General features: G+C 67.7%; 19 protein-coding genes. 11 read left to right on the forward strand and 8 right to left on the reverse strand.

Annotation, left to right across the window (positions count from 1 at the left end):
* Positions 1-348: 348 nt before the first annotated feature.
* The 5 genes from IPJ17_17885 to IPJ17_17905 all read right to left on the reverse strand — a co-directional run bounded on the left by IPJ17_17885 (position 349) and on the right by IPJ17_17905 (position 4,442).
* Positions 349-516, reverse strand: a complete 168-nt coding sequence (locus IPJ17_17885) for a hypothetical protein (GenBank protein ID QQR73334.1) — start codon at positions 514-516, stop codon at positions 349-351.
* A 165-nt stretch (positions 517-681) separates the two neighbouring features.
* Positions 682-852: a hypothetical protein gene (locus IPJ17_17890; GenBank protein ID QQR73335.1), complete on the reverse strand. Its 171-nt coding sequence runs from the start codon at positions 850-852 to the stop codon at positions 682-684.
* A gap of 115 nt (positions 853-967) precedes the next feature.
* Entirely contained in the window at positions 968-1,564 is a 597-nt protein-coding gene (locus tag IPJ17_17895) for a hypothetical protein (GenBank protein ID QQR73336.1), read from the reverse strand.
* A gap of 142 nt (positions 1,565-1,706) precedes the next feature.
* A complete protein-coding gene (locus tag IPJ17_17900; protein ID QQR73337.1) occupies positions 1,707-2,201 on the reverse strand; it encodes a hypothetical protein in 495 nt (164 codons plus the stop codon).
* 27 nt (positions 2,202-2,228) lie between these two features.
* Positions 2,229-4,442, reverse strand: a complete 2,214-nt coding sequence (locus tag IPJ17_17905; protein QQR73338.1) for a hypothetical protein — start codon at positions 4,440-4,442, stop codon at positions 2,229-2,231.
* A 131-nt stretch (positions 4,443-4,573) separates the two neighbouring features.
* On the opposite strand from IPJ17_17905, the gene IPJ17_17910 reads away from it, so the two are divergent.
* Complete coding sequence (locus tag IPJ17_17910) at positions 4,574-5,272, forward strand: response regulator transcription factor (GenBank protein ID QQR73339.1); 699 nt, start codon at positions 4,574-4,576, stop codon at positions 5,270-5,272.
* A 3-nt stretch (positions 5,273-5,275) separates the two neighbouring features.
* Here IPJ17_17910 and IPJ17_17915 read toward each other — a convergent pair whose 3' ends face one another.
* Positions 5,276-8,392, reverse strand: a complete 3,117-nt coding sequence (locus IPJ17_17915) for a hypothetical protein (protein ID QQR73340.1) — start codon at positions 8,390-8,392, stop codon at positions 5,276-5,278.
* A 20-nt stretch (positions 8,393-8,412) separates the two neighbouring features.
* Here IPJ17_17915 and IPJ17_17920 point away from each other — a divergent pair, with 20 nt between their 5' ends.
* The 3 genes from IPJ17_17920 (at position 8,413) to IPJ17_17930 (ending at position 10,476) form a co-directional block, all read left to right on the forward strand.
* Complete coding sequence (locus IPJ17_17920; GenBank protein ID QQR73341.1) at positions 8,413-9,723, forward strand: alanine racemase; 1,311 nt, start codon at positions 8,413-8,415, stop codon at positions 9,721-9,723.
* An 89-nt stretch (positions 9,724-9,812) separates the two neighbouring features.
* The gene (locus IPJ17_17925; GenBank protein ID QQR73342.1) at positions 9,813-10,124 is read left to right on the forward strand and encodes a nucleotidyltransferase family protein; all 312 of its coding nucleotides are present in this window, start codon (positions 9,813-9,815) and stop codon (positions 10,122-10,124) included.
* Entirely contained in the window at positions 10,114-10,476 is a 363-nt protein-coding gene (locus IPJ17_17930; protein ID QQR73343.1) for a DUF86 domain-containing protein, read from the forward strand. The genes IPJ17_17925 and IPJ17_17930 overlap by 11 nt, the downstream gene beginning before the upstream one ends.
* A gap of 128 nt (positions 10,477-10,604) precedes the next feature.
* On the opposite strand, the gene IPJ17_17935 is transcribed toward IPJ17_17930, so the two are convergent.
* Complete coding sequence (locus IPJ17_17935) at positions 10,605-11,087, reverse strand: type II toxin-antitoxin system VapC family toxin (GenBank protein ID QQR73344.1); 483 nt, start codon at positions 11,085-11,087, stop codon at positions 10,605-10,607.
* Positions 11,084-11,344, reverse strand: a complete 261-nt coding sequence (locus IPJ17_17940; protein ID QQR73345.1) for an antitoxin — start codon at positions 11,342-11,344, stop codon at positions 11,084-11,086. Before IPJ17_17940 ends, IPJ17_17935 begins: the two co-directional genes overlap by 4 nt.
* Before the next feature lie 273 nt (positions 11,345-11,617).
* Between IPJ17_17940 and IPJ17_17945 the strand changes: the two genes are divergently transcribed.
* From IPJ17_17945 to IPJ17_17975, 7 genes are all read left to right on the forward strand, one after another.
* Positions 11,618-14,308, forward strand: a complete 2,691-nt coding sequence (locus tag IPJ17_17945; protein QQR73346.1) for a protein kinase — start codon at positions 11,618-11,620, stop codon at positions 14,306-14,308.
* 11 nt (positions 14,309-14,319) lie between these two features.
* Positions 14,320-16,143: a sigma 54-interacting transcriptional regulator gene (locus IPJ17_17950; GenBank protein ID QQR73347.1), complete on the forward strand. Its 1,824-nt coding sequence runs from the start codon at positions 14,320-14,322 to the stop codon at positions 16,141-16,143.
* Positions 16,144-16,451: 308 nt separating this feature from the next.
* A complete protein-coding gene (locus IPJ17_17955; GenBank protein ID QQR73348.1) occupies positions 16,452-17,204 on the forward strand; it encodes a hypothetical protein in 753 nt (250 codons plus the stop codon).
* A 75-nt stretch (positions 17,205-17,279) separates the two neighbouring features.
* Positions 17,280-17,687: a hypothetical protein gene (locus tag IPJ17_17960; GenBank protein ID QQR73349.1), complete on the forward strand. Its 408-nt coding sequence runs from the start codon at positions 17,280-17,282 to the stop codon at positions 17,685-17,687.
* A gap of 36 nt (positions 17,688-17,723) precedes the next feature.
* On the forward strand, positions 17,724-19,268 hold the full coding sequence (locus tag IPJ17_17965; protein ID QQR73350.1) for a M48 family metalloprotease: 1,545 nt from the start codon (positions 17,724-17,726) through the stop codon (positions 19,266-19,268).
* A 42-nt stretch (positions 19,269-19,310) separates the two neighbouring features.
* Positions 19,311-19,973 (forward strand): LemA family protein, encoded by a 663-nt coding sequence (locus IPJ17_17970; protein ID QQR73351.1) that lies wholly within the window; start codon positions 19,311-19,313, stop codon positions 19,971-19,973.
* A 245-nt stretch (positions 19,974-20,218) separates the two neighbouring features.
* The gene (locus IPJ17_17975; protein QQR73352.1) at positions 20,219-24,523 is read left to right on the forward strand and encodes a S8 family serine peptidase; all 4,305 of its coding nucleotides are present in this window, start codon (positions 20,219-20,221) and stop codon (positions 24,521-24,523) included.
* The last annotated feature ends 124 nt before the right edge of the window (positions 24,524-24,647 follow it).

A 24,647-nucleotide genomic window follows, 5' to 3' on the forward strand; every position in this document is an offset into this window, starting at 1 on the left:
AGCGGCGGCCAGCCGGCGCAGACCAAGCGGCTGCGCCCGGGGAGCTTGGCCTCGTCGAGCGCCGCGTCGGCGGCGGAGAGCCAGCGGTCGACCGTGGGATGGGAACGGGCGTCGAGCACCAGGAGCCTCGCCGGTGTCCCGTCGGCAAGCTGCGCCGCGTGCCGTTCACTCGACCTTCGCCGCGCCCCCGACGCGCGAGGTTCCGAGCCGATGCGCGGGCAGGAGCGGGTCGCTGCCGCCCGCTGTCTTCTCACGCCGTTGCGGTGGAGGCGGCCCTGGCGATCGAGAGGCACCGTCGTCGGACGCCTCGGTCGAGGGGAATCAGGGCGCCATGCAGCTTCGCGTCTGTCACTTGGCGACCTGGAGAACCCCGGCGGTCGTGTCGTCGTAGGCGATCACCGGCCGCCCGTCGTCGCCGATCGCCAGCGACGTCCAGGCTCCGACGTCGCTGCCGGCGTCGACGGTCGTGATCGTGGCGCCTCCCGGCGAGCAGCTGGCGTTCCCGCACTCGACCACCTAGAGCGCGGTCGCTCTCTGATCCTGGTAGCTGATGACCGGCAATGGGTCAGCGCCGATCGCGATCGACGACCCGAGTCCGACGCTGCTGGCCGGCGCATCGACCATGTCGAAACGGGGCGTCGTCGAGCAGGACGCATCGCCGCACCGGGTGACGGCGAGCCGCTATCCCGCCCCGCCGTTCACGGCATGACTGATCACCGGCACTCGGTCGCCGCCGATGGCGATCGACGTGTCGGTGCCCGCCGTCCAGCCGGTGTCGTAGAGGGTGGAGATCGTCGGCGGACCGTTGAGCGCCGAGCAGACGACCGTGCCGTCGGCGTCGATCGCCTGCAAGGTCTCGCCCCCGGCACAGGCGCCGGAACACGCATCTGGAAGCTCTGCGAGGGCAGGCCGTCGAGCAGATCGGCATTGAGCCCCGACGCCGGGCCGTCGTTGCCGAGGACGATCGTCATGACTTCGCTGTCGCGCGTGAGTGCGCTGTCGACCCGGGCGTCGGCCACCGTGCCGGAGGTGATGCCTCGCCGGCGTGTACGTGAGCCAAGGGGCTGAAGCTGGCAGCGTGGGAGCTATCGAGGCTGTCGGCGTCGACGCCCGATCCGCTCCCGCCCGTCGACTGGCTCTGCCAACGCCGCAGCAGGTCGATCGCCGCTGCCACCTCGTCGGCGGTCGGAATGGCGCGAATCGTGAACCGCTTGGGCGCCGACCAGCCGGTCTCGCTCCCCATCCCGCGACCGGAGGCATCGAGCGCTCGCACCGTCCAGGCGAAGCTCCCGCCCGGCTTCAGACACTCGGCGAGGCTCGGCGTCCACGAGGAGGCCGACCCTTCCACCGGATGGCGCAGGACGACGACCGGCTCGCCCTTCGTCGTGAGGTCGAGCACCGCGAGCTCGTGGCCGGCGGCACCGGCCACCGCGCTCCAACTGAAGGTCGGGCACGCGCTGCCGATCTCGCTCGGCCGCTCGGTCGCCCCCGGTGACACCGCGGTGGCGAGATCGCTCGCCGTGACCGAGGCCGGGATGACGAAAGCGACCGAAGCGAGCGCCATCGCGAGATGAGCACGGAACCGCGAACGGGCGTGATGTGTGGGTGACCTCCGAGCTCGAGACCGGGCAAGGCCTCGACGGGGCAACCGCCCCGCCAAGTCCAGGGAGAATTCCTGAAGGGTCGACATCGCCGGGAACTGTCCCCTACGGCCGCCTCGCCGACCAGGGCAGGAGGTCACCGCTCTCGAAGCCGTCGGCGAAGAAGCCGCAGGCGGCCGTCGGCGTCGGACGGCCGACGACCACGAGGTCGACGCCGCTCGCCTTCGCCCCGCCGCGCACGTCGAAGCCGCTCGCATAGCAGGTCGCCGAGCTCGCCGTGCCGGCGTCGACGCGCAGGGCGTTGAGCACCGCGTCGGTGGCCGATCCGCTGACGCTCACCGCGCCGGCGATCGTCGTGCTCGCCGAGCCCGCGCCGCTGATCGTCACGTCGCGGGCGATCGTCAGATTCGTCGTGTAGGTGCCGGCCGCCACCTGGATCGGGTCGCAGGTCCCGTCGGCGAGGGCCGCGGAGATCGTCGGGTAGACCGTCGGCACGCTGCAGACGGCGGCGCCAGCCGCACCGGGAAGACCGAGGGTGGTTGCCAACAGGAGTCCGACCCACCGTCCTGCGGCAACCGGCGAGAAAGCGAATGGGCGCATGGCTCGTCCCTCCTCTCGCATCCATCCTCACGGTGCCAGACAGCTTCGCGAGTGGCACTTGAGCACGCGGACCTCGTCGTAGGTGTCGTCGATCAGCGAGATCACCGGGTAGCCGTCGGCACCGATGGCGATGGCGTTGTACTTGCCGACGTCCGTCCCGGTCGGATTCAAGGCCGTGACGATCGACTCGTCGTCGCCGGTGCAGGCGATGTCGTTGCAGCGAACCACCTTGAGGGAGGTGATGGTGGCGTCGTAGTAGCTGATGACCGGCAACCCGTCGTCGCCGAAGGCAAGCGCGCTGTACTCGCCGACGTCCGCGCTGTTGTCCACCATCGTGATCACCTTGTTCGTTCCGATGCAACCGAAGTCGGTGCACTTGGCGACCTTGAGGGCGCTATTGGTCGCGTCGTAGTAGGAGATCACCGGCTTGCCGTCGATCGGACTGATGCCCAGCGAGGTGTAGTGCCCGACGCTCCCGCCATCCGGGGCGTCGACGAGGGTCGAGGGCTCGCCGCCGCCGGAGCACGCCGCGTCGTTGCAGCTCATCAGCTTGAGCCCTCCTTCGGTCTCGTCGAAGTAGCTGATGTACGGATTCCCCGTCCAGGCGATCGCGATCGAGCAGAACTGCCCGACCGCATCGACCGGATCGTCGACCGTGGTGATCGTCTCGTTGTTGCCGGCGCACGCCACGTCGTTGCACTTGGCGACCTTGAGAGCGGCGGCGGTCTCGTCGAAGTAGCAGATCACCGGGAAGCCGTCGGTGCCGATCGCGATGTCCGTGCCCTTGCCGACCACGTTGGCCGGATTGTCGACCGTGGTCGTCGTTTCGTCGCCACCGCTGCATGCGGCGTCGTTGCACTTCGCCACCTTCAACGAGCTGGAGGCCTCGTCGAAGTAGCTGATGACCGGAAAGCCGTCGGCGCCGATGGCAATCGCCGAGAACTTCCCGACTCCGGTGGCCGGGTCGTCGACCCACGAGATGGTCTCGCCGAGCCCGTCGCAAGCGGCATCGTTGCACTTGAGGACGGCGAGGGCCCCGCGGGACATGTTGTAGAAGCTGACGACGGGCAGGCCATCGGCGCCGACGGCGATCGACGTGTGGTAGGCGAACGTCTCGGCGATCGAGCTGGTGACCGTGGTCGCGGTCGGCGGTCCGCCGAGCACCGCGCAGACGACGCTGCCGTCGACGTTGATCCCCTGGAGCGTTTCGCCGGCGGCGCAAACGCCGGTCACGCGGCGCTGGAAGTTCTGCCCGTGCAGGCCATCGAGCAGGTCGGCGTTGAGCGTGGAGCCCGGCCCGTCGTCGTAGAGGACGATCGTCATCACTTCGTCGTCGCGGGTGAGCGTCGAGGCGACACGCGCATCGGCCACCGTGCCGGAGGCGATCTCCTCGCCGGCGTGGAGATGCCCGGCGAGGCTGACAGCCGCTCCGTCGACTTGCAACGCCATCGCACCCGCACCGGAGTTCTCGATGTTGAACGTCTGCGAGCTCGCCGACGGGCGGTCGATGCCGCTCTGCGTGACGATCGTGTCGACTTGCCCCTGCGCCGCGCCCTCGAGGACGAGATCGGGACCGCCCGCGAGGTTCGCCCCGACGAGTCCTGCACCGGACGCCGAAGCGGTCTGTCCCCAGATGCCGTGCTGGAAACCCGACACCGCCGGGTTCTCGCCGACGATCGCCGACTGGCCTGCCGTGCTCGCACGGTCCGCGAGTCGGCTCGACGAGGCTGTAGCGGTCGCGCTCGCCGAGCTCGCCGAGGGCATTGCGCTCTCACCGCCCTCCTGCCAGCGCCGCAGCACCTCCATCGCCGCGTCGACCTCCGAGGCGCTCGGCAGCGCCGGCACCGTGAAGCGACGGACGGCCGCCCAGCCGTTCTCGCCGTCGACGGCGCGACCGGTGGCGTCGAGCGAGCGCAGCGTCCAGCCGTAGCTCCCACCGGGGCGCAGGCAGTCGACGCGATCCGGCGTCCACGACGAGCTCTTGCCGGAGAGCTCACGCCGCAGCACGACGGTCGGCGAGTCCGGCACCGCCAGATCGAGCACCACGAGCTCGAGACGGGCGGCGCCGCTCGCGACGCCCCAGCTGAAGGTCGGACAGAGCGAGGCGACCTCCGCCGCGCGAGCGAGCCCGCCGGGGGAAGAGGTTTCGGGGACTTCGGCCTCCGCGGGCGTGGGGCCCCAGGCCAGGAGCAGAAGGAGCGCAAGAGGCCGCAAGATCGAGCGCAACGAACGAGCGGGCATGGAGGGGTCCTTTCTCTGTCGAGGGCGCCCGGGATCACGGGCGATGACGCGAGACTAGAGACCCACCCACATCCACGACAGAGCATGATCGTGCTCCCCTCCCTCGGCAGCGGGCATGCCATCATCCGCCCATGGCGAACGAATCCCCCCTCCGGGCCGGCGCCGTCGTCGTCGCGGGCGAGGCCGCTGCCGCATCGACGATCGCCGTCGCGCTGGTCGAGGACGACACGCCGCTGCGCGAGGGGCTGCGGCGGATCCTCGAGTCCACGCCGGGGTTCGCGCTTGCCGGGGCGTTCGGGTCGGTCGAGGAGGCACTGCGCCGCCCGGTCGAAACTCGGCCGCAGGTGCTGTTGCTCGACATCGGCCTGCCGGGGATGTCGGGCATCGAGGGGATCGCACCGCTGCGCCGTCGCTTCGGCGATCCGGCGGTGCTCATGTTCACCGTCTTCATGGACGAAGAGCGGATCTTCCGCGCCCTCTGCCACGGCGCGTGCGGCTACCTGCTGAAGAAGACACCGCCGCCCCGCCTGCTCGAGCTGGTGCGCGAGGCGCACGCCGGCGGCGCGCCGATGTCGCCGGAGATCGCCGCGCGCGTGGTGAAGATGTTCACCCGCTTCGCGCCGCTGCCCGGCACCGAGATGTCGCTCACCCCGACCGAGCAGAAGCTGCTCGCCCTGCTCGCCAAGGGCTGCACCTACGCCCAGGCCGGCGAGAGCCTCGGCATCACCTCGAACACGGTGCGCAACCACATCCGCGCCATCTACGAGAAGCTCGAGGTGCACTCGATGTCGGCGGCGGTCTCCAAGGCGCTGCGCGCCGGCCTGATCTGACGCTCAAGGCGTAGCGAGAGGGACTGCGAGCCGGACCGTCGTGCCGGCGCCGGGGCGCGACTCGACGCGGATCGTGCCGCCGAGCTGCTCGGCTCGCCGCTCGAGGCTGGCGAGGCCGTGCCCGCCGCCCTCCTGCGCGACGAGCTCCGGGTCGAAGCCGCAGCCGTCGTCGATCACCTCGGCGAAGAGCTGCCGCCCCTCGAGCCGCACGCTGAGCGCAAGGTGCGTCGGGCGGCCGTGACGCACGGCGTTGTGCACGGCCTCCTTGAGAATCAGGTAGAGGTGGCGGCGACGTTCGTCCTTGAGCACGATGCCCGCGCCGGCCTCGGGGGCACAGAAGCGGAAGTCGACGCCGGCCCCTTCGCAGATCTCGCCGCCCAGCCGGCGGAGACGGCCGAGCAGGGACGGCAGGTCGTCCTTGGCCGGGTCCAGCGCCCAAGCAACGTCGCTCGTCGCGTCGACGAGCTCGCGCGCGCTCGCGGCGATCTCCTCGAGGGCGGTGTCGGCCGCGCTCCCCGGCGAGAGCTCGGGGCGCGTCATCTCGGCGAGCATCGCGACCCGCGAAAGCGACAGCCCGAGGTCGTCGTGCAGATCGGCCGCGATGCGTGCGCGCACCGCCTGCACCTCGCGCAGCCTGGCGAGCCGCTGGCGCACGGCTCCCAAGACGAGACCGCCGACGACGAGGAGCAACGCGACCTGGAACCAGAGCCGCCGCCAGAACGGCGGCTCGACGGTGAACCCGAGCGTTGCGGGCTCGCCGCTGCGGCCGTCAGCGAGCATCGCGCGCGCCTCGATCGCGTAGGCGCCGGGCGCCAACCCGGCGAGATGCACGCGCCGTTCTCCCGCGGCGAGCGAGATCCAAGAGCCCTCGTTCAACCGGTACTGGTAGGTGAGACGGTGGCCGGGCCGCAAGTCGACGGCGGCGAAGGACACTTCGACATGCCGGTCGCTCGCCGAGAGCTCGAGATCGGACAGCTGCGCGAGACCGCGCTCCGGCAGCGGCCGGCGCCGTCCGGCAACCCAGAGCTCGAAGAGTCGCATCGGCGGCGCGCTCGTCGGCATTTCGGGTCGGGGGCGCAACCGCGAAACGCCTCCGGCCGTGGCGATCCAGAGATCGCCCGCGCCGTCGACGGTCATCGAGACGACCCCTTCGTTGGCGAGACCGGAGGCGCGATCGAAGTGGCGCACGCGGCCGCTCTCGGGGTCGAGGCGGTCCACTCCGCGCCGCGAGCCGATGTAGACCTGTCCGAAGCGGTCCGAGGCAAGAGCGACGATCTCGTCGCTCGCCAGACCCTCCGCGGTCCCGTAGCGTTTCCAGACCGGAGGATCGCGGTCCGGCGCCTCGAGCCGCGCCAGCCCCCGCCCGAGGACGCCCGCCCAGAGCCCGCCTCGGCGGTCGACCAGGAGGGAGCTGACGAAGCCGGCGGGCAGGCCGTCGGCCGACGGAGCGAAGTAGCGGAAGCGTCCGTCGCGGTAGCGCGCCACTCCGCCCTGCGAGCCGTCGCGGACGCTGAAGAAGCCCATCCACACCGAACCGTCGCGGCCGTCGGCGAAGGCGGTCGCCGTGTCGTAGGGCAGGCCTTCCTGGGCCTCGAAGCTCGTCCAGCGTTCCCGTTGCCGATCGAAGCGCGCGAGGCGGCTCCGCCTCGGCGAGAACATGCTCACCCAGATGTCGGAGCGCGCATCCTCGAAGAGCCGAAAGGCAGCGTCGTACCCCAGCCCGTCGGCCATCGTGTAACGGGCCCGCGGCGGGGTCCGGGGCAGATCCTCGAGGCGACGTACCCGCGGGTAGCGCAGCACGCCGTTGAAGGTCGGCACCCACCACTCGCCGAAGCGATCGACCAGCGTGACCTGGTTCTCCCCCCAGCCGCAGCTCTCGACCGCCTTCGGCATCGACAGCCGTGAGGACTCGAAGCGATCGCCCGAGAGCCGGTGAACCGCTTCGCAGGCCGGGAAACTGACCGCGACGATCCCGCCGTGATGATCGGTCACCACCGACCCGACCTTGACGCTGGCGAGCCCCTCGTCGGGTCCCCAGCGCACCATGCCGGCGCGGTCGAGTCTCACCAGCCCGGCGCTCTCCGTGCCGATCCACAGGCTCTCGTCCCGGTCCTCCAGCAGGACCGACACGGTATGACCGGGAATCCCGTGACGGTGGTCGAGCTCGCGCAGCGTCGTCGACTCGGCGACGTGCAGCTTGTCGCCGGCGATCAAGAGCGAGCCGTCGCGCGCCGCGAGGATGGCGTAGATCCGCTCCGGTCCGAGACGTCCGAGCGACTCGAAGGCGACCGCCTCGCCCGGCCTCGCCGGACGGCTCGCCGCACTCCAGTCCTGTGCCGGACGGAGGATCCGCTTCAGCGGGTATCCGATCGCACTCGCCGATGCGATCTCCTCCGGCAGAAAGGCGATGATCCGCTCCCCGGTGAGCCAGAGCCTCCCGGTCCGATCGCGTTCGAGCACTCCCGCGTTGGGATCCATCGCGCCACGCGGCACGTCGTAGAAACCGACGCGTCCGTCCGGCAGGCGCCGCACGAGACCGTGGCTCGCACGGATCCAGAGCGAACCGTCCGCACCGTCCGCGAGGGCCGCGAGCGCCATCGGTCCTTCCTGCGGCCAGACGATCGCGAGCGGAACCTGCTCGAAGCGATCGAGCGCGGGGAGATAGCGATAGAGCGACTTGCCCGCGGTCAGCCACAGCTCGCCGCGCGCGTCCTCCAGCAGGTCGAAGACCGCGGGACGAACCTCGTCGCCGACCAGCTCGCAACGGCGGAAGAGCTGCCCGTCCGGCTCGCGCCGTTCGAGCATCCGGACGACCGCATCGCCCGAGAGCACCCAGAGCGTGCCGTGGCGGTCCTCCACCACCTTGCCGATCCAGCCCGCGCCGAGACCGTCCGCGGTGCCGTAGTTGGTGAACGCCTGCCCGTCGAAACGCGAGAGGCCCGAGCTCGTGCCGACCCAGAGCAGGCCGGTTCGATCCTGCAGGAGCGCCGTCACCGTGTCGCCCGCCAGACCCTCCGCCGTCGTGAAGACGGTGACCGGCAACCGTTCGGCCAGCAGCGATGCCGAGCCGACTCCGGCCAGCAGGAGAGCGACGGCCAGCAGCCCGATCGCGCGGCGCATCGGGGACATTGTCGCAGCAAATGCGGGCGACGCCCACTCGCCGCCCGCCGACGGCGTTGCCACCCCGCCCCTCGCCCGCGCACCCGCTCGCCGCGCGGCTCGCGCGGGAATCCGTGAGGCTGCAAGGACGAAGACTTTCGCCGAAACGCGGCTACGATTCGCCAAGCGAGCCCTCCCGAACGGAGCCGAACGTGATCGTCACCGACCTTCCAACCCCCAGCATCCTGCTCGACGAACCGACGCTCGAGCGCAATCTCGCTCGCATGCGAGAGCGCCTCGCCCGGCTCGGCGTGGGGCTGCGCCCGCACGTCAAGACCGCCAAGTGCCGCGAGGTGATCGCGAAAGTGGGTCGTCCGGGCGAGATCGGGCTCACCGTGTCGACACTCGCCGAGGCAGAGCAGTTCCTCGCGGCTGGCTACACCGATCTCGTCTACGCGGTGGGCATCGCCCCGGGCAAGCTCGCGGAGGTCGCCGCGCTGCGCCGGCGCGGAGCCGACCTCGCGGTGCTGCTCGATTCGATGGACGCCGCTCGCGCGGTGGCCGACCGCGGAGCGAACGAATCGACGCCGGTGCCGGCCCTCGTCGAAATCGACTGCGACGGCCAACGTGCGGGGATCGTCCCCGACGACCCGGAGCTACTCGCCATCGGCCGCGCGCTGCACGACTCGCCCGGTGCCGCGCTGCGCGGCGTGCTCACGCACGGCGGCGGCTCGTACGGCTGTCGCAGTGTGGCGGCGATCCGCGAGATGGCCACGCGCGAGCGAGGCGCCGTCGTCGCCGCCCGCGACCGGCTCGCCGACGCGGGGCTCCCCTGCCCCGTCGTCAGCGTCGGCTCGACGCCGACCGCCACCTTCGGCGAGTCGTTCGCCGGCGTCACCGAAGTGCGCGCCGGGGTCTACATGTTCCAGGACCTGGTGATGGCCGGCCTCGGCGTCTGCACGCTCGACGACATCGCCCTCTCGGTGCTGGTCGCCGTCATCGGACATCAACCGGAGCGCGGCTGGCTGGTCACCGACGGCGGATTCACCGCCCTCTCGCGTGATCGCGGCACGGCCTCGCACGCGGTCGATCAGGGTCTGGGGGTGGTCTGCGATCTCGACGGCCGGCCGTTCCCCGACCTCGACCTGCTCGTCGTCGCCACCAGTCAGGAACACGGAATCGTCGCGCGGCGAGATCGCCAGCCGTTCGATCTCTCCCGCTTCCCCCTCGGCACGCGCCTGCGCGTTCTACCCAACCACGCCTGCGCCACCGCGGCGCAACACAGCTACTATCACGTGGTGGACGGCGGCCGCGAGGTGGTCGAACGTTGGGAGCGCTTCGGCGGCTGGTGAGGCCCGCGCCTCCCGTCTCGGAGGGCCTGGCAGCGGGTCGGCGCCAGCTCTTGGAAACGCTACAATTCGCTCCAAGGAGCGGAAGCACGATGACTACGGACCCAGTCAGCCCTCTCCTGATCGATCGGGAGCGGCTTGCGGAGCTTTGTCGCCGCTGGAAGATCCGTGAGTTGGCGCTCTTCGGATCGGTGCTGCGCGACGACTTCGGACCGGAAAGCGACGTCGACGTCTTGATCGAATACGAGCCCGGCACCACTCTCGGCTTCCGCGTCTTCGACCTCGAGCGTGAGCTTTCGGCGCTCTTCGGCGGTCGCCGGGTCGACGTCGTTCCACGGAAGTACCTCAACCGCCGGCTGCGCGACCGCGTCCTCGCCGAAGCCAAGGTGCAGTATGCAGCATGACGACCTCGTCTACCTCGGGCACATGCTCGACCTCTGCGACCGCATCGCGGGGCGCTGCGCCGGTCTCGACCGGGAGAGCTACGATGCCGACGAAAACCTGCGACTCGCCCTGACCCATCTCATTCAGACGCTGGGCGAGGCTGCACGAAAGGTGTCTCGGCACACGCAGGACACCCATCCCGAGATCCCCTGGGCCGAGATCGTCGGCATGCGTCACAAGATCGTGCACGACTATCTCGACGTGGACCTCGACCTCGTCTGGGACGTGGCGAGCACCGAGATTCCCTTGCTGCACGGTCTGCTGGAGAGTGTCCTGCCACCCGAGGAGCTCCCGCCGGAAAGCAGCCGCTGACTGCCCGGGCCACCTGCTCCGCAATCAGCGCGGCAGCCCACCTCAACAGACGAACCCGTCGGGAGTCCGCGGAACATTGCCGCCCGGAAGGGCCCAGTGAGTCTCTCCCCTCGCGGAGTCGCCCGGCGCTACCGCAGCCGGCGCGGTCGCTTCGAGCGGGCCGGCCCACCTTGGTCGCCGACGGGGCGGAGCGGGTCGGTCCACGACAGGCCGGGGAATCGGGCGAAATCGGCGTCGGTGGAATAGAGCGTCGCGCCGTGCTCGATGGCGATCGCGGCCAGATGGGCATCCGACGTCAGGTTGCCGCCGGTGCCGATCCGTTCGAGCAACCCCAGGAGCCGCTCGGCGTGTTTCGCGCCCGCCTCGAGCGCTTCCACGTTCGGCCGGGCGAGCCACGACCGGACGATGGCCGTCGCCGCGGAAACCGGCAGCGGCCGGGTCTGGAGCGCCGGATGAGTCGTGAACCTCAGGAATCCGAGAATCGTCACCCACGCAATGCCCACCAGCTCCTCGCCGTTGAGGCACTCTTCCCACACCGCTCGCGCCGACGCGTGCCGCGAGGCATCCGCGTCGTAGGCGTAGATCAGGAGGTTCAGGTCGGGAACGATCACCGGCGCAAACGCTCGACCGCCGCTTCGGCCTCGAGCTGATCGGCGAGCTGATTGAGTCGGTCGCGATCGACTCCCGCCGCGAGACCGAACGAGTGCGGTGTCACGACGAAGCGCGAGCCCTTCGACGGGGCGGCGACCAGGCCGAGACCACGCCTCAGAGCGTCGTTCACCACCCGCTTCGGTCCCCCACCGGTGCGCCGCATCTCCTGCCGGATTCGGGCCGCCACATCCTCCTCGAGCGTCAAGGTGGTCCTCATGGGAGCATCATGATGCCGCGAATCGCCGGCGTCAAGGCTGGGCGGGTCAGCAGTCCCCGCGCGACGGGAGGTGGAGCGCTCCGTTGCCCGGACAAGAGATCAGGCTCCACCGACGATTCGAACTCAGACGATCCGCTTCCTGGTCATCGCCGGGAGCCGGTCCTTCACCCAGACCGCGGCCGCGGTGACATTAACGTCCTGACGAACAGTGTGACAGAGAAGAGCGGCGGCACTCCGCGGCCTCCTCTTGGTATAGTCTTGACGTAGATACTCATGGTTTCGCCCGAGCAGACGGAGTCCGTCACGAACGATCTCCGTACGGAGACCGTCCCGCGTCAGCTCCCTTCCGGAGCCCTGGTCGCGGCGCGCTATGAGATCCGAGAGCTCCTGGGCAGCGGCGGCTTCGGCCTTGTCTACCGAGCCTTCGACTCCACACTTCGCCGCGAGGTAGCGCTCAAGATCCTGCGCGCGGACCGCGAGAGCCCCGCCTCACTCGAGCGCTTCCGTCGAGAGGCCGCGGTGGCACGCGACGCCGAGAGCCCGAACCTGCTACGCATCTTCGACTTCGGCATGGACGAAGGAGGGTACCCGTTCCTGGTCATGGAGCTCATCGCGGGGGGATCGCTGCGCGATCGACTGACTCACGGACCGCTCTCCTCCGAAGAGGTTCGGGCTCTCGGGATCGACCTGCTGCGCGGCCTCGCGGCGCTTCACGCCCGAGGCGTCGTCCACCGCGACGTCAAGCCGGGCAATCTGCTCGTCGCTTCCGAGGGCCGGTACAAGCTCGGCGACTTGGGACTCGCGCGTTCGATCGTGTCCGACGAGACGCAGCTCACGATCGGCAATGCCCCGGTGGGCACGCTCGACTACCTCGCCCCCGAACAAGTGCTGGGGCGAGATGCCGAAACGCGGTCAGACCTCTACAGCGCCGGGCTCGTGCTGCTCGAGGCGCTCACGGGCGAGCCGGCGTTTCCAACCCACGGCAGCCTCGCTTCGCTTCTCCAGCGCGTCCAACAGCCGGCGCCAGTTTCGCGACGGCTCGTCCCGGGGCTGCCACGCTGGCTCGCTCGCTTCCTTCGCCGCCTTCTCGAGCGCGACCCGGATCGGCGCTACGCCTCGGCGGCAGAAGCGCTCGCCGATCTCGAGGCCAGGCGCGCGGCGATCAGCCCATCGAGCCGAGCTCGCGGCCTCGCGCTGGCGTTGCTCGGACTCAGTGCGCTCGTGTGGGCAACGCTCGCTTGGCAGGCCCGCCAGTACGCTCGCGAATTCGACCACCTCGAGCCGCTCGGGGCCGGGAACGACGATGGAGTTCGAGCCATCGACAGGTCGGGGCGAGCGATGTGGTCGATTCCTGGCATTCAGAGCACGACGAGCCGACTGAGTGCATTGGCGAGGATCCGCCCGGGAGAGCCGGCGCGACTCGTAGCTGGTCTCCGCCGGAGCCAAGACTTTGATCAATGGAAGCGCTACCGACTTTCGGTCCTCGCCACCGAGACGGGAGAGGTCCTCGAGACCATCGACCTGAATCCGGGCGAGGATCGGCCATTCCGTGGCTTTGCCGATCGCTTCTTGGCCAGGCGCGTGGCCGCTGTCGATCTGGACGGCGACGGTCTCGACGAAATTCTCGTCTCGTTCCACCATGGACCGAGTTGGCCGTCCTACACGTTGCTCTGGGAGCCCTCGGTTCGCCGCACGCGGGTCGTCCTTCTGGCAACCGGGCATCACGCCTTCACGCGAGCCGCCGATCTCGATCGCGATGGCCGACCCGAGCTGCTCTTCAACGGAATCAACAGCACTCTCGGCAGCTACCACGCTGTCGCGGCAGTACGTCTCGAGCCCTGGATCGGAGAGAAGCGCGAGACCTTCGCGGTTGGATCGAGAGCCGTCACACCTGGCTGCACGGGACGTCCTCCCGGCGAGCAGCTTGCCGGATACCGCCTCTTGCCACCGGGCGATCTCCCCCTCTCTGAGCTGGGGATCCAGGTGGATGAGAAGGCGAGGACCGTGCGCCTCCACTACCAAAATCGTGCCCCCTTCCAACTTGCCTTCGACGACTGGCTGGCACGACCGGAAGACAAGCGAGGACGAGCAGAGCGCTCGGCCTGGGCCGAGATTGCCGAAGCGATGCGGCTCGCCGAGATGGGGTCCTGGGCGAACGCCGTGCTGGCAGCAGAGCGGGGAGTCGATGCAGCGAAAGCAGCCGGCGACGACCTGTTGACCGAGGCCGCCGGACGCCTCCGCGCCAAGGCGTTGATCGGAGGAGGAAGGCTCGACGACGGCGAAGCGGCCCTTGCCCGCCTGGCCGAGCGGAGCCAGTTCTCGTCCGAGATCGCCTTCGATGCGGCACTGGCCCTCCATCTCTCGGGCAAGCTCGATCGTGCCGTCTCCTGGTACGAGCGTGGCCTTGAGCTCGGCGACGCCGATCGCGGAGCGATGAACCGGTACTTCTACCTCGAGGGGATCGTCTTCGCCTTCGTCGAGCAGCAGCGCTGGAGGGAAGCCGAAGGCGCCGTCGATCGCTTCGTCGTCGCATTTCCTCAGCTCGACAGCTGGGCCGAGCTGCTGCGGGAGTGGGTCTTCACCCGCAGCGGTCGGAAGCCGTTCCCGGCGCCCCAGGCCCGAAGAGTGTTTGCCACAGACGCTCAGCACTACCTCGACCTTGAACGCAGTTGGGGGGCCGGTACGGACGCCGAGAAGACTCTCCTCAGGATCGAGCAGGAGCTCGCTCAAACGAGCTACTGTCGCGGAGCGCTGCTGTCGCTGAAGGGTGCGATTCTCACCAGCTCCGGGAGACCTTCCGAGGCCCGCGTCGCCCTCGAAGAGGCCATCTCACTGCTCGTCTCCGGAGCGCACCGCCGCACGCTCGACCGAGCGGTGCTCCCGCAGGCGCGTGAACGAGCTGCGGCGGTCGGAGTTCCCTCGCCTGTCGATCACGGCACGGATCTCGCACGGACGCGTCCGTAGGAGGGGACCCGATGCTCGAGGTGGTGGTCACGCACGAACGAGAGACGCTTCGGTTTCCTTGGCCATCCGCCGAGGTACGCCTTGGCTCGAGCGAAGCCTGCGACTGGGTTCTGCCTTTCCCTGGCGTATCCCGCAAGCACGCCGCAGCACGGCCAGTCGACGGGATACTCCTCATGCGCGACCTCGGCTCCCGAAATGGACTGGTATCGGACGGATGTCGGCACCTCGAGGTCGCACTCCGCGAGGGGCAATCGGTTCGCCTCGGGCATGCAGTTCTCTCCGTCGAGCCAGTCGAGAGCTCCGACGTCGCACTCGCCTTCACCGTAAGCGGCGAGGGAGAGAAACCACCTCGGGCTCCTGGGCGCGAGCGGGCGCAGGAGACTGGGTCGCTCGCCCGCGGCACTCAGGCCCTGGCACTGGCACTAGTTAGAGAGCTCGGGAGGGACACCGAACCGGCGACTGCACGCCGTCCCGCGTTCTGGCGCACCGCCCGCCAAGCGCTCGGTGCGGCGATGCTCTGGCGCTGCCGACGGGTCAGTGGCGATGACATCGCTATTACCGATCTTGCAGGCGCTCCCCCCACCCCGGAGCTCCTCGCCGCTCTCGCCGAGGCCCTCGATGGCCGCACCTCCCGTCTGACCACTCCCCTCGGCCCGGCCGTTCTCTCGCCACCTCGTCCGGGAACTCGCTCGTTCGTAGTAGCCGCCTTTCCGCCCGACACCGAGGTCGAGCCGTGGGAAGAGATGTTCCTTGCCTATCTCGCCGAGCACCTGCGCGACGATCTTCCGGCGCGAGAGGAAACTATCGAGCCTAGAGTCGAGCCAGGCGACCCGCTGCGCTTCCCCGGAGAAATGGTCGTCGGAGGCTCGCCAGCATTCCAGGCGCTCCTCGACCAGCTGCGCTCCACGTCGCCAAGCCGGTCGAACGTCCTGCTCTACGGCGAGACCGGCACCGGAAAGGAGCTCGTGGCGAGGCTCATCCATCTCTCGGGCCCCATTCCAACCGGGCCGTTCGTCGCGGTGAATTGCGCCGCCATCCCGGCCGAGCTATTCGAATCAGAGTTCTTCGGCATCGAAGCTGGAGTGGCTACGGGGGTGCGAGCGCGCGAAGGCCTGCTGCAGCAGGCCCATGGCGGGACCTTGCTGCTCGACGAGGTCGGATCGATGCCCTTGGTCCAGCAGGCGAAGCTGCTTCGAGTGCTGCAGGAGCGCGAGGTCGCCCAACTGGGAGCGCGCCGTCTGCATCGCGTCGATGCTCGCATCATCGCGGCTTCCAACCAGGACCTCGAGCCGCTCGTCGCCTCCGGGCAGTTCCGCGCCGACCTCTTCTATCGGCTGAGCGGCCTCGCCGTGCGCGTCCCCCCATTGCGTGAGCGTCCGGAGGATGTTCCAGACCTCGTGCTCGCGCTGGTTCGCCGAGCCGCCCGGCGCTACTCCAAGCCCATCGCCGGTGTGAGCCACAGGGCGCTCGCTCGACTGATGGAGCATCCGTGGCCCGGCAACATCCGCGAGCTCGGACACGTCGTCGATCGCGCAGTCCTCCTCGCCGCCGTCGGCGGGGCCCTCCGCGCCGAGCACCTGGACCTTCGCGGCGGCACGACTTCCAGTAGTGCCTCAACCTCCAACGGTGCGCCAGCCAACCGCACGCCCGAGGCCCCTCCTGCGGCATCGGTCCCTGATGCGTCGACGATCGCTGATTGGCGCGACGACGCCGAACGCCGAGCCGTACGCGCGGCCCTCACCGCTGCCAACGGGCAACGCACTGGCGCCGCGAACCTTCTCGGCATCACGCGACAGGGCCTGCTCAAGAAGCTCAAGCGGTTAGGACTGGCGTAGGACTACGCCCGACAACTCGGGACCACAGCGACAACCCCAGTTTCCGCGCCTAGGCAACCTGAGGTTCCCTTCCCGCCGTGCGAGCGCTATCAGCGCTCTCCTCTCTCCGTCTTTGCCTGGAACACCGCTTGCTATCCGGAATCTCCAAGGAGATCGCCGCCAACCGACCCGTCCGTGGGTCCCCACTCTTGCGAGGGAGTCTTATGCGCTTCTCGACCTTGGTTCTTCTCCGTGATCCGCGTCCTCTCGCGATGGCACTGCTTCTTGTCTTGTGCCTTCCAACTGTCGTCCACGCGGCGTCGGAGACGATGACCAACGAGACGGTGATCGGCCTCTTCAAGGCCGGATTCTCAGAGGGCATCGTGATCGAGAAGATCCGCACAAGCCCGACGAAGTTCGACACCTCACTGGCGGCGCTCACCGCGCTCAAAGAGGCAGGAGTCACCGACTCGGTCATCCGCCTGATGATCAACCCGAAAGCCGAGCTGGCCGCACCGGTCGTCGTGGCCACCGGCGGCACGGGAGTGGTCGGAGCCGTCGCCGCGACCCCGGTGGGTTGCGAGCTCCCGCCCGGTTCAGCCGTCGCGCCCTGGCTGGTGGGGACTTCGCCTGCGATGTGGTACTCGCAGGGTGAGGACGGCAAGCGCACTGAAATCAACTACGAACGCGGGACGATCAAGTCCGTCGGCTTCGCCTTCGTCTCTGTGAAGCTGCTGGCCGTAAAGCCTCCTCGCGCCTCTCTGCGCCTGCCGGGCGACGTCGTTTTCTGGTCCTGTATCAATCCCAACGACATGCCGCTGGTGAAGTTCACGGTCGACATGGAGGACGACGAAGAAGACCGCGAACGCCAAACCTCACTCGGCCGCGGCACGCAGTTCCATCAGGACTACAGCATCTCGGACGAAGACCTCGTCCCGATGACCTTCGAGAAGACCCCCCAGGGCTACTTCAAGGTCACCGCCCGCACCCGCCTCGCCCCCGGCGAATACGGCTTCGTGCCCCAGGCCACCGCCGAGTCATTCCGCATGGGGGAGAGGGTGTATGCGTTTGGGGTGGATTGAGGGCGACCACATCGTGGCGACTCGTCAGCGATGTGCGACATCGCGAACTCGCCGTTTCCGGAAAAGGAGCCAAGGATGAATCAGGAGAAAGTGCTTCTTCAGACAAGCGAAGCACTCGTGTCGACATCCCGTGTCGTTATCGCGGGCAAGACTTACTCGACCGCGAACATCACTTCCGTTACCAAGCGGTTTACGCCCGCCTCGAGTGGGTGCGCGATCACGCTCCTCGTCGTCGGGGCACTTGGAATGCTGCTCGGGCTGGGAATGATGACTAGCAAGTCATTCGGCGCTGGCCTCGGACAGCTAATCGTCGCTGGCGCCGTTGCCGCTGGCGGGTACTTCTGGTTCCGTTCGCTGAAGCCAACCTACCACGTGGTCCTGTCTTCCGCTTCGGGGGAAGGTACAGCCTTGAGCTCCAAGGACGGCGCGGCGATCGATGCCATCGTCAACGCCATCAGCCAGGCTCTCATTGAACGCGGCTAGAAGCTCGCCCTCACACACACCCGCCGTGGCGGAGTCATGCCTCAGCTGCTGACTCGCTCGATCTTCGAGGAGGTGCGCAGAAATCGGCAGAGGACAGCGCTCTTCCTCGGTCTAGGCATCCTCTGGATGAGCTGTCTGGGGTATTGGACGGTCTTCGCGCAGCTTTTCTTCTTCGGCAGCGTCCTCTCGCTCATTGGTCAGCCAACTCCTGCGGCCCTGTTGGACCACAGGGCCACAACCTGGTGTGGATGGGGAGCTGTGACTGGACTGCTGCTATGGGGACTCGTTGCGCTCCTTCTCTACTTCCGCTCGGCGGACGCGGTTCCGCGCCTTCTCGGAGCCCATCTCGTAAGCGGTCCAGATGCAAGAAGGCTCGAGAACCTCCTGACCCGGCTTCGCGCCAAGGCGGGACCGGCACCGACCTGGCCGAAGCTCTGGACGTGGGACTCCGCCGAGCCGAATGCACTTGCAGTAGGGAGAAACCACGCCCGAGGGAGCATCGTAGTGACGCGCGGGCTCCTCGACCGGCTAGACGAAGACGAGCTCGAAGCTGTTCTAGGCCACGAGCTCGCCCATCTCGTCCATCGCGATAGCGCTGTCGTCGTTCAAGCCGTCGCCTTCGTTTCGATGGTCATTTTCCTTGGCTACCTAGCCGCAGGAATCGGTGCGATCACGATCGCCGTCATTGCCCTCACGATCGCGGCGATCGGCGCAGTCTGCGGCGCGGCCGCCGACAGCGAAGCAGGCATATGGTTCGCACTGGTGGGGTTAGCGCTCGGGGTCTACCTCTTCTTCCTCGGGATCGCATTCCTACTGGCGCTGCTAGTCATCTTCGGGGCACTTCTTCCCGTGGTCGGGGCCGGCATTCGTTGCGCAGCCAGCTCCGTCTCACAATCTCGAGAGTACCTCGCAGACGCCCGAGCCATCGAGTGGACGAAGCACCCGCAGGCTCTAGCGATGGCTCTTCGAAAGGTCGCACTGCATGGCGGAGGCTCCCTTCCTTTCCGCACTGCACTCGCCCAGCCGCTACTCTTCTCGGCGCCGCAGATCGTCCGCACTTGGAATCGCCCAAGTGGATGGATGAACCTCCTGCTTAAGACCCACCCACGGGTGGAGTCTCGGATCGCAAGACTCGAGGAGATGGCAGGAAGCGCTTCCTGGATCGAGATGGAGTGCCCAGAGGTTCGAAGGCCGAGCCCGCCCTTCCGGTGGGTCGAGTGGGCGGTGCCTCTGATCACCTCCGCGATCTTGGCCGGAGGCTCCCTGTTGGCCATCCCCAGGAGCGGCGAACTACTCAAGGGAGCCTTCTCGTCGAGCTCCCGCATGGTTCAGGAGGCAAAGGCTGCTCCATCGGTCTGGGGAGCGATCACCGAACACGGGACTCGCCTCCGAGTGGGGCCCTCACTAGAAGCAAGGGTAATCACGCAGCTTGGTCGAGGGACACGAGTCGAGGTCTTTGAGTGTGGAGCGCCCAAAGGTGGCGACGCAGCTTGGTGCCACGTGCGCGTTCTCGGTTCGCGCAGCCCCGAGGGCTGGGTCGCGAGGCGCCTCATTCTGGTTTCCGGTCCTGGCCGCCGGTAGCCGAGCTGCCGACGATCCGCTTGAACGGGGGGTAGCCTGTCGATGTGGCTGACGATCACTGCTGGAGCACTGGCCTTGGTTGGAGGGTTTGCATTCTTGGCCACTTGGAGTCGACTTGTGAGAGCACGAAACGAGGTCGACAATTGGCACGCCCAGATCGAGAGCCACCTTCAACGTCGGCACGACCTTGTGCCGAACCTCGTCGAGGTCGTAAGAGAGCACGCGGCACACGACCGAGGAAGCCTCGAAGCCATCGTTCGCGCTCAACACGCTGCATTGATGGCTCCCACCGGATCCGAGGTCGCCGCCCGGGCGGAAGTCGAGCTTGGCCGCGCATTGGTCGTCCTTCATCAGGCGGCGCCTGCAGTACCCCGTGCTCGCATCAAGCTCGGCCTATTCGGAGCTCGCCCGGCAGCTCGCCGAAACGGAGGCCCTCCTTCAGCGCACGCGCAGCTTCTACAACGACGCCGTCATGCGCTACCGCAATCTCGCCGGACAGATCGGCGGGCGACTACTGGCTGGCCCGGCTACGGGCGGGACTGCCCTCCCTGCCTACTTCCAGGCGGACCAAGCTGCCAACACCGCTCCTCGACTCACCGCCCAACGGAAGTAGGTCGACTGTCAGCGTGCCGCGTGACCAGTTCACCGACGGATTTCGACCCACATCGCTCCTCGTGTCCCTATTGGGGGGAGCACAGATTCTAACTGGCGTCACGCGACCGAAGAGGTCGGCAACAGGAACCGAGGGAGACCAAACGATGAGCCGTGTTCCTCGCTTCAATGACTTGGACGTCCCTTGTCGGCGCCTTGCTCGCGGATGCAGGCCGCGAACTCTCGCTATCGCCGCGTGGCTCGCGGCAATCCCAAGCGTCCCGCCAGCAATCGCCTTCGCGGCAGGGACTTCGCCTGCCGATCCGCTTCCCTTCAGCGTCGCTGGCGGCTCATCACAAGTGACTCTGACCAGCTCAGAGCGCGAGGTCTGGCTCCGGATCACACCTCCCGTCACGCTCGAGGCGACGCACTTCGATCTTCAGACATCCGGAACGCTCGACACGGTCTTGGATGTGTACGCGAATCTGGCCGACGCAACGGCCGGCGAGGCAATCGCGACCGATGACGACAGTGGCACGGGACAGAACGCTCTTATTCGCGTTCCGATTGGCTTCGTTGGCCCGTACCTCGCGCGCGTCCGCGGCTATGGCGGGGCCTACGGCACCACCACCGTCACCGGGACCCTGGCCCTCGTGCCGGCTGGTGAATGCGACCTGCCCAGCAGCTGCTCACTGACGACAGCAGCTCAGGGCGAGCCAACCGCTTCGGCGGTCCTCGATACGCTTCGGCGCGTCGATCGAGACCTGCTCCAGCTATCACCCAAGGGGCGGGAGCTCTCCGACCTCTACTGGAAGGCCTCCAAGGAGCTGGTGCCCGCTCTTGTTCTCGACGGTGATTTCCGCCGCTCCATCTTCGACCAGGTCTCTGCCCTGCTTCCTCTCGCGGGGACGGCGATGGCCACCGTCGACGGGGTCCAAGACGACTTCCTCTTCGAGGAGCGCGACTTCCAACGGCTCTCGTCCCTGCTGAGCGAACTCGTGCCTCGGCTGTCGGCAGAAACCTCCTCCGCACTGGCTGCGGCCTGGAACAACTTCCACCTCCGCGAACAGGTCGGCACCCCGCTCCTCGAGACGCTTCGGCGCGGAGGTCTAGTGCCGGACGAGGCTCGAAGGGTCACCCTTCTCGCCAAGCTCAAGACGTTGCCGATGCTGGAAGCGAGAGCCAAGCGAACGGGGATCGATTCTCTCGACGACATCCTGAGAGGCCGGGAGATCCAGGAGATCCGCGCCGTTCATCCCGACACGTCCGCCCTCCGGACCACCGGACTGTCCAGGACCGTGGCGATCGAGGTCCTTGGAGCTCGCGAGGCGGTGGCGCTCCGGACGCGGCTTTCGTCGCTACCGGAAGTCGAATGGGTCGAAGAGAGCGGCGAGCTGCGCACGCAGGCGTCGACCAGCGACCCCTACTCCGCTCAGCTCTGGGGCCTAGACGCGGTTCGAGCACCGGAGGCCTGGAGACTCTCGCGAGGGACCTGCAGCACGCTTGCGGCGGTCGTCGACACCGGTGTTCGCGCTGACCTGCTCGACTTCGCCAGCCGGATTCAGACGGCCAAGGGCTACGACTTTGCCGACGACGATGCCGATCCGACCGACAGGAACGGGCACGGCACTCATGTCGCCGGCATCCTCGCCGCTGCCGCCGACAATTTGGCATCCACGGCCGGCGTTGCGCCCGGGATCTGCCTCTTCGCCGTGAAAGTGCTGAGTGACAGTGGAAGCGGAAACTACGAGGACGTCGCCGCCGGGATCCGCTGGGCCGCCGACCAGGGCGCCAAAGTCATCAACATCTCCGCCGGATGCGACTGCTACTCGCAAGCGATCGAAGACGCTCTCGCATATGCCACGGGCCAGCACGACGTGATGATCGTCGCGGCGGCCGGGAACGACTCCTCCGAAGGCGTCATCTACCCGGCATCTTCACCCTGGGTTCTGGGCGTCGGCGCGGTCGGTCAGGACCTCGCGCGTGCACCTTTCAGCAACTGGGGGCCAGGGCTCGACCTGGTAGCGCCCGGCGTGGATATCGTGAGCACCTTTCGCGACGGTGGAAGCTGCCTTGCATCCGGGACCTCGATGGCGACACCCCACGTCGCTGGCGCTGCGGCGCTCGTCCGTTCCTTGCGCCCGTTCATGACCCGACGTCAAGTCGCCGACGCACTGCTGAGGAAGGCGAGAGACCTCGGGCTGCCCGGACCCGACGTCGAGTTCGGCGCCGGGCTCGTCGACGCCGTCGCCACCCTCGAAGGCACCGCGACGATCTCGGTGAGCGGCCCATCGAGCGGGCCGGCGCTCTCACCGTTGGAGTTCTCCGCGGCTGCCTCCGGCTGCACCCCGGTTCCCAACAGATGGACCTGGGAGAGCCGGCCCGCTGGAGCCTACTTTGTCGGTGGTGGGCAACGAACCTCTCCCGTTGAGCTCGGCTGGACCGAGTCCGGGTCCTACCTTCTCACGGCCTCGAACCCCGGGTGTCCAGGAGCGTCGGCTACCCATCCCATCACCATCGCGGCTCCTGAGCCTCAGACCTTCGGCTTCCGTCTTGAGGACGGGCGGTTCCTGACCACACGCGGTACCCTGGTCCTCGTCCACGGATGGCAGCTTGGAGGGGTCCACCAGAGCCAGATGTGGTCCTGCGTGCGGGATTGTGACCGGAGCGCCGTCGACCATCCCATCAGCGACCTCACTGCAGGACTCGACCTGAACGTAGTTCAGTTCGCCTGGTCGGGAGCCGGAGGGGGGCTCTTCCCCGCTGCAGCCGCCGCTCCGGCAGCCGCGAACGAGCTGAGTAGAAGGCTAAAGGAGGTGATGGGCACCGAGTACACACTCCCGATCCACTTCATCGGACATTCGCTCGGCACGGTAGTCAGCGCAGAAGCCGCCGCGCAGATCGTCACAGCCCTGCCGCGGCTTTCGCAGGTCCAGTTCACCGCCCTCGATCGACCGGACAGGGTCATCGGGTTCGATTTCGGGCCTGGGTTTTTTCCATTCACACTCGCAGGAGCAATGCGCTCCGGGTTGGGATTCAAGCTCGACAACTACTGGTCGCCCACGGGCTGGGGCGTAGGCGCTCCGACGCAAGGTCTCGCTGGCGCCACTATCTACAACCACCGGCGCCCACAACCTGAAGGGCCGACCTCCTGTCCGGGATGTCCAGCCGACTATGACGCTGGCCTCATAGACCCAGGAGACCTCGGCGACCTCTTCTTCTCTCACGAAGGTGATAACGATCACTCTGGCGTCACTCAGTGGTACCGCTGGTCGATGGACCCCGGAAGTTTGCAGGCCGGTACCTGCACTCAGACAAGTCCCGTCACGTGGTCGCGGCCCGGGGCCCAATCTGAGCTTCACGGTTCGCTGAACCCGTGCGCAAACGGCTGGGCTTGGTCTCTCTTCAGTCAGCACCCGGTCCCGTTCCCGGCAAGTCCAGAATCCGACGTCCCCGCGATTCTCGAAGCTGCGGTCGAGAGTCACCAATCGTCGGGCGACGAGAGCGAGCAAGGACCGGGCTCGATCGCGCTCGACCTCACGACGGTGAATGACAGGGCCACGAGCTCGATTCTGGTCCCTCTCGGAACCAGAGCCTTCAAGTTCAAGCTAGAGGCGCTCAACTCGACCGCCTCTGACTTCATCGCGGTCCTATTGGATTCGACGCTGATCTGGTCTGGGCAGGCGACCGTGCTGACCAACGGCATGGCCGTGCCAATCGGTCCCGTGGGCATCGGCGAGCTGACAGGCAGCAGAGAGCTGCGCGTCCAGGTCGTCGGCAACGGGGGCACACAGGTTCGACTTTCCGACCTCCGCGCAATACGCCTCATACCTAGCTGCTCGCTCCCGTCGACACTCTGCGTGACCAACACCCGCTTCCGCGTCGAGGCCGACTGGGAGGACCATCAGCAGAACCGTGGTGAAGCCGTGCCGCGAACGGTGGCGGCAAACGACAGCGGGTTCTTCTGGTTCTTCAATCATGAGAACTTAGAGCTCGTCGTCAAGGTACTCGACGGCTGCGGTGTCAATCAGCGCTTCTGGGTATTCGCTGCCGGTCTGACCGACGTCGGCGTGCGGCTGAGAGTCACCGACACTTGGACCGGCGAAAGCAGGACGTACGAGAATCCACGCGGGACGGCGTTTCAGCCAATCCAGGATACGAGCGCCTTCCCAACGTGCGGCGCGAGCCCAGCAGTTGTCGACCCAGGAACGGGTGTCCTTAGCCTGGTGACTGAACAACCGGAGACCGATGTCATCGGCAACCTTGCCGACCAGGACGGAACGCCACGAGAGCCCAGCCACGAAGGAGGCTCTGGCGCGGGAGTGTCGGGCAAGACGCTTCTGCTAAACGGCGATCGCTTCGCAGTCACCGCGACCTGGCGCACCGCTGCCGGCGCCACAGGAGAGGGAACTCCCGCCGCGCTCACGGGAGACTCGGGCTACTTCTGGTTCTTCGACGCGGGGAACATCGAACTCGTGATCAAGGTCCTCGACGGTTGCGGTCTCAATCAGCGCTACTGGGTCTTCGCTGGCGGCCTTACAGACGTCCAAGTGACATTCACCGTGCGCGACACCCGAACCGGTCAGTCGAAGTCGTACTCCAACTCGATGGGATCTCAGTTTCAGCCGATTGCTGACACCGGCACTTTCGAAACGTGTCCCTGAAGACTCGACTGATCGAGATCCGTGGCGGGGAAGCCTGGCCGTGGCGCAGCGTCCGCCACGGCTCGCACGCGGCTTCCCAACGGTAGGCCGAAGAGCTGCACGCCTGGCATTGGCGCGCATGGGC

The sequence above is a fragment of the Holophagales bacterium genome, assembly GCA_016699405.1.
Lineage (GTDB): Bacteria > Acidobacteriota > Thermoanaerobaculia > Multivoradales > JAGPDF01 > JAAYLR01.